Origin of the sequence: Streptomyces sp. MMG1121, assembly GCF_001280015.1 — a bacterium.
GTDB lineage: Bacteria > Actinomycetota > Actinomycetes > Streptomycetales > Streptomycetaceae > Streptomyces.
Map to the genome: position 1 here is coordinate 143,641 of NZ_LGDV01000213.1, position 12,236 is coordinate 155,876.

Consider the following 12,236-nt stretch of genomic DNA (forward strand, 5'->3'; position numbering starts at 1 on the left):
ACGTGGTGGCCTGGCCGACACCCCACTGGACACCCGAGGCGACAGAACGCCCGTGGCGGCCGGTATGCCGACCCTGCCCGGATTCCCCTCGATCGTCTCGTTCATGGTGCCCCAGGAGCGACGGCCCCGCGACCGGACACGAGAGACCACCTGGCCTGCTCGGGGACGGGTGGACAGTGCAATGATCGGCTCAGGCGCAGGTGTGGTCCCTGCCGCGACGGAACGAAGGAGCCCAGGCCCGTGGCGAGCGATTGGCGTGACCTTGAAGAGCTGAGTGCGGACCTCGCGGACTTCTATCGCGATCTCCACCAGCACCCGGAGTTGTCCCTTCAGGAGCACCGCACGGCAGGGCGCGTGGCCGAGGCCCTGGGCTCCGCCGGCTTCGAGGTCACCGAACGGGTCGGCGGCACCGGGGTGGTCGGCGTACTGCGCAAGGGCGACGGGCCGGTGGTCATGCTCCGCGCCGACTTCGACGCCCTGCCCGTCGAGGAGAAGACGGGCCTGCCGTACGCGAGCAGCGCGCGGGCGACCGACGCCGAGGGACGCGAGGTCCCCGTGATGCACGCCTGCGGGCATGACATGCACGCCACCTGCCTGGTGGGCGCCGCCACCCTGCTGGCCCGTGCCGCCGATTCCTGGTCCGGCACGCTGCTGGTCGTCTTCCAGCCCGCCGAGGAACTGGCCCGCGGGGCCCGGGACATGGTGGAGGACGGCCTCTTCCAGCGCTTCCCGAAGCCGGACATCGTACTGGGCCAGCACGTGGGACCGCTCCCCGCCGGGTTCATCGGTCACGCCGGCGGACCGCTCATGGCCGCGGCGGACAGCGCGTCCGTCGTGCTCCACGGGCGGGGCGGTCACGGCTCCCGCCCGGAAGCCACCGTGGACCCGGTCCTGATGGCCGCCCACGTGGTCACCCGGCTTCAGGGCATCGTCGCCCGGGAGGTCCCGCCCGCGGAAGCGGCCGTGGTCACCGTCGGCCGGCTGCAGGCCGGGACCAAGGACAACATCATCCCGGACACGGCCGAACTCGGCATCAATGTGCGCAGTTACTCCCCCCAGGTCCGCACCCGCGTCATGGAGGCGATCGAGCGCATCATCCATGCCGAGTGCACGGCCGGCGCGGCCCCCGAACCGCCGGAGATCACGTGGACGCACAGCGCCCCGCTGCTGGTCAGCGATCCGGAGGCGACGACGGCCACGGTCGCCGCCTTCGCAGCCCACTTCGGACAGCAGCGCCTGCTGCCGATGCCGCTCGTCGCCGCGAGCGAGGACGTCGGTGTCTTCGGCGAGGCAGCCGGCGTCCCGACCGTCTTCTGGTTCTGGGGCGGACTCGACGCGGAGACGGCCATGGCGGCATTGAGCTCCGGGAACACCGATTCCCTGCCCAGCAACCACTCACCGCACTTCGCTCCGGTCATCGAGCCCACGCTCAGCACCGGAGTCCAGACCCTGGTCGTCGCCGCCCGCACCTGGCTGGCCGGGACCGCCGCCCCCTGATCCAGGGGGCCGGGACGAGGCGGGCCGCTTCACCTGTAGCGCAGCAGCAGCATCGCGGCGTCGTCGTCAAGGGGGCCGCTGACATGCTGCAGCAGATCCTGGCGCAGCGTCTCCAGCGCGGTCTCGGGATCGTGTTCCTTGAGCAGATGGGCACGTTCGGTGAGCGGGTAGAAGCGGCCCGCGTGGTCGCGGGCCTCGATGATGCCGTCGGTGTAGAGCAGCAGTTGGTCACCGGGGAGGAAGGCGGCGTCGTAGGGCTCGGGTTCGGCTGTGCCGTGTGCGCCGAGGCCGAGCGGCAGTGCGTAGGAGGCCGGTTCCGGCAGCTCCACGGTGCCGTCGTCACGCAGGAGCATCGGGGCGGGGTGGCCGAAGTTCAGGAATGTCACTCGATGCGCGCTCGCCTCGGCGAGGATGGCGGTGACGAACTTATCGCCGTCCAGTTGCCGGTCGACGGAGCGGGCCAGTCTGCGTCCGGCCTGGATCAAGTCCGCTTCGTCCAGGGCCGCTTCGCGGAACGCGCCGAGGACCAGGGCCGCGGTCTCCACTGCCTCCAGTCCTTTGCCCTGCACGTCGCCGACGATCACACGTACGCCCTGCGGGGCGGCGACGACCTCGTACAGGTCTCCGCCGATGCGGGCCTCGGCCACGGCGGACGTGTAGGAGACGGCTGCCCGCAGCCGGCCGGCCAGCCGTGGCACCGGCTTGAGCAGCACCCGCTGCGCGGCCTCGGCGATCGACCGGACGCTGTCCAGCTCCGCTTCCCGTTTCCGGCGCATGGACACGGCCACCAGTCCGGCGACGGTGATGCCCAGGACCGAGACGAGGATCGTGGCGCCGCGCCGGAGGTTGGTCATCTCGTCGTACCAGCTCAGTGCGGTGCAGAGCAGCAGGGACAGCCCGCCGACGCAGGCGGTGCGCTTCCACCCGCCGACCAGCGGGGCGAACGCCGGGCCCACCGCCACCAGCGGAAAGTAGCCCACCGACGGGCCGGACGCCAGGTCGACCACGGCTACGGCGCCCATGACCACGAAGGGCAGCATGGACAGCACCCGCGACTGGCGGTTCTCTGTGGACACGTCGTTGAAACCCCTCCCGCGCACCCTGACCGGCACGGCGCATAATCGCAGACGTACCCGTCGCTCCTGGTAAATAGACGACATCACCGCCTTCGAACCACCCCCGCCGCACCGAACTCGGGCATCTCGGCCAGCGGTTCAACTGGCGTCACCGGCGCGCCGTCGGCGTCACCGGCCCGGCGCGGGGTAGGCGTCGCAATCGACGGAACGGCCGGAAGGGGTGCGAGGTGGGTATGGCAGGGGCAATGGTGTCGGCGCCGTTGTGGGACATCCACAACGGCCAGGGACCACGGCAGTTGGCCGAGCTGGCCCTGGCACTGCTGTTGTCCAGCCTCATCGGCTGGGAACGCGCCGCCCAGCAGAAGAGCGCCGGCCTGCGCACCCACACCCTGGTCGGCATCGCGAGCGCGTTGATGATGGAGGTCTCCCAGCACGGGTTCACGGCGATGCTCGGAACGGAGACCGTCTCCTTCGACCCCTCTCGCGTGGCGGCGCAGATCGTCTCCGGGATCGGTTTCATCGGCGGCGGCCTGATCTTCGTGCGCAGAGACGCCGTACGGGGCCTCACCACGGCCGCCACCATCTGGCTGACCTGCGCGGTCGGCATGGCCTGTGGTGGCGGGCTGCCGATCCTCGCGCTGGCGGTGACGGCCCTGCACTTCCTCGTGGTGCGCGGCTACCCCGTGTTCACCTCCCGGCTGGAGCCCGGCACCACCGCCGCGGCCTTCGAGGCGCGCCTGACCTACCGGACCGGCACGGCGCTGCTGCCCCGCCTCATGCAGGCCTGTACCCAACACGGTTACCGGATCGTGCAGGTCAGGGTGGACCGACTGCCCGGCCGCACCGATGACGCCGCGCGCGTACTGCTGCACCTGGAAGGCGGTGCCGACACCGCTCGGCTGACCTCGGAACTGTTCCACGACGAGGGCGTGCTCGAGGTCGAGATCACCGCCGCCGCGGACGACGAATAGCCGCTTCGCCACGCCGGTCCGCCGTGTTTCCCGTGCTGTGCGTGACTGCGCCGGCAACGTCAGCCCAGCCACGCGGACCATACGGTCCTCGCCCCTCCTGGGACGCTGCCGGACCGCAGGCGTCCGGCGCCCCTCCCGCCCCTCATGGGCTCGCCGCCGGCGCATGCGCGACCGGGTGGCGCGCACAGGCCGCCGACGTCACGTTTGACGTTTCGTTCACCCGGATCTCACCGTGCCGTTCATCGGCTCCCGGAGAGAATCGCCGGTCATGAACACACCTGAATCCGTTGTCCGTTCAGGCCCCAGCAGACGCACGCTGCTGGCGGGCGCGTCCGGGGCGGGGCTGGCCGGTGCCGTGGGACTGGCCGGTGCGCCCTCGGCCGCGGCGAGCCCGATGCTGTGGGAGAAGCCGGGTGCGCTGGGGGCACCGAGGGTCGCCGGTCTGCATCTGCAGTTCGGGACCGACGCCTCCCGTGAGGTCGTGGTCTCCTGGCACACCGCCGCCTCCGTGTCGCGGCCCCGCGTGCTGCTCGGCACCCCGGCCGGCGGCCTCGGCCGTAGCGTCCCCGCGCAGACCACGACGTACCGTGACGCCAAGTCCGGCACCGAGGTGCAGGTGCACCACGCCCGGGTGAGCGGCCTCAGGCCGGACACCGACTATGTCTACGCCGCCGTACACGAGGGCGCGCAGGCCGAGTTCGGCACCGTACGCACCGCCCCGCGCGGCAGGTCGGCGTTCACCTTCACCAGCTTCGGCGACCAGGGCACACCGACCCTCGGCCAGAAGAACGCCGCCGGCCTCTACGTCAACGACAACCTCGGTTCCCCCGCCGCCGGGGACACCACCGCCGGCGTCGAGCGGATCGCTCCGCTGTTCCACCTGGTCAACGGCGACCTCTGCTACGCCAACCTGTCCACGGACCGGGTGCGCACCTGGTCCGACTGGTTCGAGAACAACTCCCGATCGGCCCGCCACCGTCCCTGGATGCCGGCCGCCGGCAACCACGAGAACGAACTCGGCAACGGCCCCATCGGCTACGGCGCCTACCAGACCTATTTCAGCCTGCCCGACTCGGGAGCCGACGCCGAACTGCACGGCCTGTGGTACGCGTTCACCGCCGGAGCGGTGCGCGTGATCAGCCTCAACAACGACGACGTCGCCTTCCAGGACGCCGGCAGCTCCTACGTGCACGGCTACTCCGACGGTGCCCAGAAGCGCTGGCTGGAGGCCGAACTCGCCGCCTCCCGCGCGAACCCCGACATCGACTGGGTCGTCGTGTGCATGCACCAGGTGGTGATCTCGACGGCGGACAAGTTCAACGGCGCCGACCTCGGCGTCCGCGAGGAGTGGGTGCCGCTCTTCGACCGCTACGGCGTCGACCTGGTCGTCTGCGGCCACGAGCACCACTACGAGCGCTCGCACCCCGTCCGGGGCCAGCAGCCCAACGACACCCGCACGCCGATCCCGGTCGCCACCGACACGCACACCGTCGACACCACCAAGGGCACCGTGCACATGGTGATCGGCGGGGGCGGCACCTCGGCCCCCTCCAACCAGCTGCTCTTCCCCACCCCGCAGTGCCGGGTGATCACGAAGGTGGGCCCGGCCGACCCGGCGACCGGCAAACGGCCGCCTGTCTACGTCATCGAGGACGCCCCCTGGTCGGCGGTGCGCGACGGCCAGCACCCCTACGGCTTCGCCGCGTTCGAGGTCGACCCCGGCCGTCGCGGTGGCACGACCTCGATCCACGTCACCTACTACACGGTCAGCGGACCCTACGGCGACCTCGTCCCCGTCGACCGCTTCACCCTCACCCGTCCACGGGGCGACCGCTGACGCCGACCCGGCTCAGTGCAGGGGATGCGGCGCCAGGACGGTCAGCCAGAGCAGGACGATGGTCCCGGCGCCCATCAGCGGTGTCAGTATCTCCGTCTCCACCTTGTTGCCGCTGCTCTTGATCAGCACGATCTCGTAGCGGGTCTTCAGCGGCCACAACCAGGGCGCGCCCCGCTTGGTGATCGAGTCGCCCAGCAGATGGGCCACGCAGCCCAGGCCGATCGCGTAGGGCAGCCAACCCGGCGCGGAGGGAATGAACTTGGCGATGGCGGCGGTGCCCAGCGCGGACATCGCCACGATGGTTCCCCAGGCGTGGAAACCGTGCCCGGGCGGGCAGAGATTGAGTGCCCGCACCGCCAGCGCCAGCAGGAAGAAGCACATCGCGAGCGTGAACGGCCTGCCCAGATAGGCGATTCCGGCCCAGGTACCCACGGTCATGAGGGCGACGAAGAACAAGGAGTGGGTGGCATGGCGGTGACCGCCGGAGACGAAGGCGACGAACCGGCACAGCAGCCGGGAGACCGGACCGAGGAAGTTCGCGATCGTGCCGTCGTGGTGGTCCAGGTCGGGCAGTAGTGCGGCGCCCGCACACAGGACCGTGCCCATGAGGATCTCGCGGGGCGACAGGTGCGTGTGCAGCAGCACGGGCGGCAGATAGGGAGCGGTGCCGGCGAACAGCAGGGCGCCGCTCACGGCGTGCGAATGGCCCATCATGGTGAGGTGGTTCTCCCCCGATTCGGCGCCGCGACAACGGCGCGTCGATGTCCGAGTGACACAGATGTGCTTGCGTCAGAGGTTGGTGAGCTGCTCGCCCTCGCGGTCCTCGATGATGTGGTCCACACACACCGCGAGAATGATCAGCAGCAGCCAGTCCGGGTCGCTCATCACGTCGACCGCATAGGCGTCCCGGATGGTGAACCAGCGGCGCGAGATGTGTGCCAGGGTGCCGCTGTCGTCCGCGATGTCGAACTCGCGGTCGAAGAGGTTCCCCGCGATGCGCAGCCGGCGCCCGCCGCGCAGGCTCACCTTGAAGCGGTCCCCGAATATCCGGAACGTCCGCTTGCTGATGCGGCCCACGATCTCACCGTTCTGCTTGATGAGGATCGTGTGGTGGAAGGTGAGCGCCTTCTTGACGATGCTCGCCACCTGGTCGCCCCCGGTGTCGACGAAGTCGAACGTGGTGCGCAGCCGCAGCAGTTTGCGGTTGACCTTGAACAGCTTCTCCCGGTGTTCCGTCTCGACCCAGGCCTCCTCGTGGAAAGCCAGCATGCGGTCGCGTATCAGATAACGCATCAGAACCCCGTCCAGATCCGGAGATGGGAAGAATCGCTGTCCGCAGCGATAATAGTTGCGGCGTTGCGCAAGACAGCAACGGCATCCACACGTGACACGGGGAGACTCGCATGACCCACACACACCGGCAGGGCCGCAAGGGCCGTGCCGTGGCCGTACTGGTGACGCTGCTGCTCGGCCTCGGCCTGGCGGCGACACCGGCCGCCGCCGCACCGACCGCGGCCAGGCAGAACACGACGACCATCGGTACCGTACGCACCGCGCCGACCCTTCAGGGTGCCGTCTCCACCATCCGCCTAAGGCACACCACTTCTACACATCACGCGTCGGCGGTCCGTCTCCACAGGACGACGACCAAGAAGAAGAGCTTCCTCAAGAAGCTCGGCATCTTCCTCCTGGTCCTCGTGGTCCTCGTGATCCTTTTCATCGTCCTGGCCGTCTGGCTCGTGATCCGCCTCATCCGCCGGGCCTTCCGCGGGAGGCGCGAGTACTGAGGTCCCGGCGCCGCCCGGGCGCACCCGGGTTACCCAGGGCCCAGCCTTCTTCGTTCAGCCGGCTCGGCCGATCGTCACGGTGCGGGACCCCGGGGTGAAGCCGTCGAAGGACTGTGCCCAGGACTCGCCGGGCCAGTAGTAGGTCACCTGGCCTTCGGAGGGCTTGTAGTGGGCGGTGTAGACCGTTCCCGACCCCTCGTCGTCCCCGGACCGATACAGCGGCGCCTTCAGCATCGCCGCCACGTCCGTGCCCGCCGCGCGAACGGCCTCCAGGCGCTCCTGGGTCTGGGAGGACCGCTCCTGTTCGTCAGGCACCGGCAGATGCTGGTGGTTGGCAGCGCAGGCGTCCGGCGCCTCGGTCAAGGGCATGTCCGGTCCCACGAACACCGTCACCGCCTCGACCGGGTCGACGAGGGTGACGTTCTGCGGTAGGGAGATCGGCAGGGACCGCAGCTTGCCGACCGCCTCGTCAACGGTGTCACACGTTTCCAGCAGGTAGCGCAGGACGATGAGGATGGCGAAGCCCGGGCCATGGATGAACCTGCCGCCGAAGGTGAGCGAGACCGCGAGCCCGGCATCGTTCATCCCGTCCAGCAGGCCCCAGGCCGCGTCCTGCATTCCGATCACCGGGCGCAGGAAGTGGGAGGAGACTATGGTGCCCTCGCATTCGTCGGGGCTGAAGTCGTAGTTGCGCAGCAGGGTGCCGTTGTCGCCGATCTGCGTGCAGTTCGAAAAGAACGGTCGCAGGTTCGCGAGCGTGAGAAAGGTTTCCCCATCGGGCCGGTCGAGCTGACCGGCGAGACGATCGAGCACCGGGACCAATTCCGGCATGTGTGCCTCGAAAAGTCTCCGAGCGCGAACCGCGCCCTCCGGGGTCCGACGCTCCTCGGTCATCCACCCCTCACCGAGCGGCCACAGGGCCTGTGCATGGGCAGCCCACTGTCCATCGCTGCCGTCGCCGACCTCGATGGCACGGAAGGTCTTCTGCTGCTGGCTCATGAGTGCCGCTCCCTTGTCGGGGTCAGGTGAAGTGATGGCAACCTAGCTGAATTCGCAGGCAATTCACGATGCCGAGACAGACCTGGACGCGCTTCAGCTCCATGCCGGGGCGGAAGCCTTGTTCGTACGGGGCATGCCGGATTGCCGGCGTGGTGCAGCGGACCGGGCACGGCAGGGCACCCGCCTGATACCAGGCACCGGCCGGCGGATGGCAGCGCCAGGCGCATTGATGTGTGATTGGCTTGTGACCGCCCCTGGCGGGCATGCTCAGGGGCAAGTTGATCCGTCGGCACCGCCTGGCCCGTCCGCCGTTCGCGTGAGCATGTGTGAGGGGGCAGCGGGAAGCGAAGAGCAGTACGTGCGAATGGAGGCGGTTGTGGCAGGCTTTCTCGACCGGGCCAAGGAACAGGCTCAGAGCGCCCTGAACCAGGGCAAGCAAAAGGTGGACGAGGTCCAGCAACAGCGTGCTGGCAACGATCTGCTGAAGAAGCTCGGTGCGGCGTACTACGCCGAGCGCCGTGGTTCCGGCACACCGGACGTCACTCAGCAGGCCCTCTCGGCCCTGGAGGCCCACATCTCCGCTCATGGGGACGGGTTCCTGCCCGGAGCGTGAACCAGGCCAGTGACAGGCTCCTCCCGGGTCGGATCTCGGCCGCCCTTGCCGCGGCTCGGATGCGGCCGGGACCACGATCCACGCCGGTCGTCGCCCAGGTGGCGGGCCTCGGGCCCGGCTGGAGTCACACGTACCGAAGAACGTCGTCCGGGCCGGGCGGTGGAAACACCAGGTCCGGCGTGGCCAGCCGGCTCCCCGGTCGGCGCAAGGCCGGCGGCCCGCACTCTCGGTGCGGTGTGCGGGCCGCCGGCGGGACGACGCAGGTAGAGCGCCGACCCTGACTCCGCCGGGGGCCGCGCCACGAAGCGCCTGCGCCCGCCGCCGAGCAGAGCCATCCCCCAGCTCGAAACCGAGTTCGGTGTCGCCCTCCTCCGACGCACGCCCGGCCGGCACGGTGCTGCTGCCCCAGGCGCGGAATCCACCGACGCCGTCGAGCATCTCGGCGCCCGCCTGGCTCCGGCACTTCATCAAGACGCACCCCGGGCGACCAGCGTCCTGCGCGTAGCGGACCTCGGCGATCCACGCGCCGACGAACGGTGGCGCACGTACTGGACCATCGCCGGGGTCCGCGAGGAACGTGACGGGCCGGGTTCGCCCGGACACGGCGCACCAGGGCGCCGAACTCGGCCATGACGCCTCCCGCTTCCACGCAGATCTTCCCCACCACAACCCGGCAGCATGACGACGTCATATCCCCCTCACCTGTATACGTCGGTCAACGTCATATACAGTCTGAGCGACACGCGCCGCCGCTCCAGGGGCGGACCCTGTGGAATCGAAGGGATGGAGCACGCATGGCCAGCAAGAAGAACCTCGTGGTCAACCGGGGCACGCTCGCGCACAAGGTCCGGTACGCCGTGACCCGGCCGCAGCACATCGGCCCTTACCTGAAGCGGGCCGCACGGGACCGGTGGCTCGCCTTCAAGCACCCCGACCACGTCGCCTACTACCGCGCCGTCATGGCCTCGGACACCCGCCGCAACCCCGAGGCCGCGGTCGGCAGCCAGACGCACGAGCGATGGCTGGCGCTGGGACAGATGCAGTTCGACTACCTGTCGCGGCACGGACTCACCCCCGGGTCCCGCATGCTCGACATCGGCTGCGGCAACCTGCGGGCCGGGTGGCGCTTCATCGAGCACCTCGAACCCGGCCACTACTACGGCATCGACATATCCCCGGACATCCTCATCGCCGCGAAGCGGACGCTGACCGCACAGGGACTCCAGGACAAGGTTCCGCATCTGACCATCACGCAGAACCTGACCCTGGACTTCCTGCCCACAGGACACTTCGACGTCGTCCACGCGCACAGCGTCTTCTCGCACTCGCCGATCGGCATCATCGACGAGTGCCTCGCCCACGTGGGCCGCGTGCTGGCTCCCGGCGGCTTCTTCGACTTCACCTTCGATCGCACGTCAGGTGCCGAACACCAGGTCCTGCGCGAGGACTTCTACTACCGCACGGAGACCCTCGTGTCCCTCGCCGAGAAGCATGGGCTGCATGCCCGCTTCATGGACGACTGGGAGGCGCTCGGACACGGCCAGTCCAAGATCCGCGTCACCGCCGGCTGAGCGCACCCGCCTGCACCGCGCTCACGGCCGGGGTCGCCACCCGTTGCCGCCGTCAACTCAGGCCATGTCAAACGGAGTTCGCCGTGCCGGAGTCGCCACCCCGGCGGAGGCGGAGGGTTACGGCGGTGACGGCGAGGGCACCGAGGAGCGGGAGCAGTTCCTCGTTGTGGACCACTCCGGCGTAGTACCCCGTGACGAGGAACGGTACGGCGGCACAGGTGAATCGGCCGGCGGTGCGGATCCGGGCGAAGGCCGGGCGGCCTGCCAGGGCCAGGGCGGCGAGCATCGGGACGCCGTAGCGCCAGCAGAAGACGAGGCCGAGACCGCTCGGGTCGATCACGACAACGGCCGCCAACAGCAGCAGGGCCCAGATCACGAGGGCCACGATCCCGGCGGCACTGCGCACGCGGCGGGCCGGGCGCAGATCGGGCGGGCAGGCCAGCGGGAGGGCGGCCACCAGGACCGGAGCGAGCAGGAAGGACGCGAATGCGAACGGCTGAGGCAGGTCGGACCAGAGCCCCAGCGGGGCGACGAAGCAGACGGAGGCGCCCACCATTCCGGCCAGCGCGCACAGCGCACCGGGGACGAAGCGGCCGCCCAGCGCGACGACGGCGCCGAGGAGCGCCAGAAGGTAGCAGCCGTTCATGGTGTAGACGAGCGGCGCGAGGAAGGCGGGGTCGCCGATGGCGTACATGTCGCCAAGCGTCGAGATGAGGTTGAAGGCGGCGTACGCGGCCGTCGCGGCCAGCGCGAAAGGGGCGACCGCGGCGAAGAGCCGGCCACCGGGGTAGGCCGAGCCGACACCGAGACGCAGTCGCAGGGCGTGGGCGACGACGTCAGAGGCCTCACGCAGGCGGGCCGTTCGACCGGCCCCCTCGGTCGCCTCCCGGTATGACTCGGCTATCTCGTCGCCGAACACCCGGCGGAAGTCCGCCGGGTACAAGCGCAGGAGAAAGGAGTTCATGCGGTGGCCGCCTCCCCGGCTGCGCCCAGGCGCCGGGTGGCCTCGTGCGCGGTGGCGACCATTCGCTCGGCCTCGGCGGCCAGGACCTGGCGGCCGGCGGAGGTGAGCGTGTAGGTGCGGCGCAGTCGGCTCTCGACGACCTCCTCCTTGTGCACCTCGATCAGCTCCTGCTGCAGCAGTCGCTCCAGAGCGCCGTACAAGGTGCCGGTCCGCATCGTCACCCGCCCGCCCGAGATCTTCTCCACCTCGCGCGCGATCGCATAGCCATGGCGTGGCTCGTCCGCGAGCGCGGTCAGGAGCAGCAGCGTCGGTTCCTGCATCGCACGGTCACTCATGCCCCCACCATAAGTCACCCACCGGCATATACCGCCTGGGCGGTGGCGGCCGGGAGGTCAGGCCGGACCCACGACGACGCGGGCCATCACCTTGTCAGGCTCAAGAGGGGACGACTCCAGGCCGGAACGGTTCGACGCCCACGATGTGCCGCACGCGCTCCGGCTCGACCACGACATGGACCCGCTGCTCGCCTTCGACCAGCCACGGATACCCGTTCAGGCCCAGGTACTTGCGGGCCAGTCGGTCCATGCCGCGCTCGGCCTCCTCGCCCTCCACGAAGCGCACCGCGCGGCCGGAGATCTGCACCCGGTCGTAGGGGTTCTCGGCGTCGGCGTGCGAGAAGTAGACCCGGGCGTCATTGCGGAGGTTCTCCTCCTTGACCCGGCCGACCGAGGTGTTGAAGACGATCAGCCCGTCTTCCAGCCCCACCCACATCGGCGTGACATGCGGCGCCCCGTCCGGTGTCACCGTGGCCACGTACCAGAAGTTCGGCTCCTCGAGCCGCTTGCGTACCAGCTCGGTCAACTCCGCTGCCATGACCGCTCCTTGCCTTGATCATCTCTTGCGGAGCCACTGTGTCACAGC

At 69.7% G+C, this 12,236-nt stretch carries 13 protein-coding genes; 6 read left to right on the forward strand and 7 right to left on the reverse strand.

Annotation, left to right across the window (positions count from 1 at the left end; translation table 11 throughout):
* Positions 1 to 240 precede the first annotated feature (240 nt).
* Positions 241 to 1,497 (forward strand): amidohydrolase, encoded by a 1,257-nt coding sequence (locus ADK64_RS30315; RefSeq protein WP_053664114.1) that lies wholly within the window; start codon positions 241 to 243, stop codon positions 1,495 to 1,497.
* 29 nt (positions 1,498 to 1,526) lie between these two features.
* On the opposite strand, the gene ADK64_RS30320 is transcribed toward ADK64_RS30315, so the two are convergent.
* Positions 1,527 to 2,537, reverse strand: a complete 1,011-nt coding sequence (locus ADK64_RS30320; RefSeq protein ID WP_053664406.1) for a PP2C family protein-serine/threonine phosphatase — start codon at positions 2,535 to 2,537, stop codon at positions 1,527 to 1,529.
* A gap of 269 nt (positions 2,538 to 2,806) precedes the next feature.
* On the opposite strand from ADK64_RS30320, the gene ADK64_RS30325 reads away from it, so the two are divergent.
* Both ADK64_RS30325 and ADK64_RS30330 read left to right on the forward strand, forming a co-directional pair.
* The gene (locus tag ADK64_RS30325) at positions 2,807 to 3,544 is read left to right on the forward strand and encodes an MgtC/SapB family protein (protein WP_107093130.1); all 738 of its coding nucleotides are present in this window, start codon (positions 2,807 to 2,809) and stop codon (positions 3,542 to 3,544) included.
* A gap of 268 nt (positions 3,545 to 3,812) precedes the next feature.
* Entirely contained in the window at positions 3,813 to 5,381 is a 1,569-nt protein-coding gene (locus ADK64_RS30330) for a purple acid phosphatase family protein (RefSeq protein ID WP_053664117.1), read from the forward strand.
* A gap of 12 nt (positions 5,382 to 5,393) precedes the next feature.
* Here the strand turns inward: ADK64_RS30330 and ADK64_RS30335 are convergent, their stop codons facing one another.
* Positions 5,394 to 6,095, reverse strand: a complete 702-nt coding sequence (locus tag ADK64_RS30335; RefSeq protein ID WP_053664119.1) for a metal-dependent hydrolase — start codon at positions 6,093 to 6,095, stop codon at positions 5,394 to 5,396.
* 75 nt (positions 6,096 to 6,170) lie between these two features.
* Positions 6,171 to 6,674 (reverse strand): LURP-one-related/scramblase family protein, encoded by a 504-nt coding sequence (locus ADK64_RS30340; RefSeq protein WP_053664121.1) that lies wholly within the window; start codon positions 6,672 to 6,674, stop codon positions 6,171 to 6,173.
* 110 nt (positions 6,675 to 6,784) lie between these two features.
* Between ADK64_RS30340 and ADK64_RS30345 the strand changes: the two genes are divergently transcribed.
* A complete protein-coding gene (locus tag ADK64_RS30345) occupies positions 6,785 to 7,168 on the forward strand; it encodes a hypothetical protein (protein WP_053664123.1) in 384 nt (127 codons plus the stop codon).
* A gap of 54 nt (positions 7,169 to 7,222) precedes the next feature.
* Here ADK64_RS30345 and ADK64_RS30350 read toward each other — a convergent pair whose 3' ends face one another.
* Positions 7,223 to 8,167 carry a C45 family autoproteolytic acyltransferase/hydolase gene (locus ADK64_RS30350; RefSeq protein ID WP_053664125.1) on the reverse strand — a complete coding sequence of 315 codons (945 nt, stop codon included), beginning with the start codon at positions 8,165 to 8,167 and terminating at the stop codon, positions 7,223 to 7,225.
* Between the two features lie 376 nt (positions 8,168 to 8,543).
* On the opposite strand from ADK64_RS30350, the gene ADK64_RS30355 reads away from it, so the two are divergent.
* Both ADK64_RS30355 and ADK64_RS30360 read left to right on the forward strand, forming a co-directional pair.
* Positions 8,544 to 8,780 carry a hypothetical protein gene (locus tag ADK64_RS30355; protein WP_053664127.1) on the forward strand — a complete coding sequence of 79 codons (237 nt, stop codon included), beginning with the start codon at positions 8,544 to 8,546 and terminating at the stop codon, positions 8,778 to 8,780.
* Between the two features lie 794 nt (positions 8,781 to 9,574).
* On the forward strand, positions 9,575 to 10,351 hold the full coding sequence (locus ADK64_RS30360; protein ID WP_053664129.1) for a class I SAM-dependent methyltransferase: 777 nt from the start codon (positions 9,575 to 9,577) through the stop codon (positions 10,349 to 10,351).
* 67 nt (positions 10,352 to 10,418) lie between these two features.
* Here ADK64_RS30360 and ADK64_RS30365 read toward each other — a convergent pair whose 3' ends face one another.
* From ADK64_RS30365 to ADK64_RS30375, 3 genes are all read right to left on the reverse strand, one after another.
* The gene (locus tag ADK64_RS30365; protein WP_053664131.1) at positions 10,419 to 11,315 is read right to left on the reverse strand and encodes a hypothetical protein; all 897 of its coding nucleotides are present in this window, start codon (positions 11,313 to 11,315) and stop codon (positions 10,419 to 10,421) included.
* Positions 11,312 to 11,650 carry a PadR family transcriptional regulator gene (locus tag ADK64_RS30370; RefSeq protein ID WP_053664134.1) on the reverse strand — a complete coding sequence of 113 codons (339 nt, stop codon included), beginning with the start codon at positions 11,648 to 11,650 and terminating at the stop codon, positions 11,312 to 11,314. The genes ADK64_RS30365 and ADK64_RS30370 overlap by 4 nt, the downstream gene beginning before the upstream one ends.
* Before the next feature lie 100 nt (positions 11,651 to 11,750).
* Positions 11,751 to 12,188, reverse strand: coding sequence for a TIGR03618 family F420-dependent PPOX class oxidoreductase (locus ADK64_RS30375; RefSeq protein ID WP_053664136.1), 438 nt, complete (start codon positions 12,186 to 12,188; stop codon positions 11,751 to 11,753).
* Between the last annotated feature and the right edge of the window lie 48 nt (positions 12,189 to 12,236).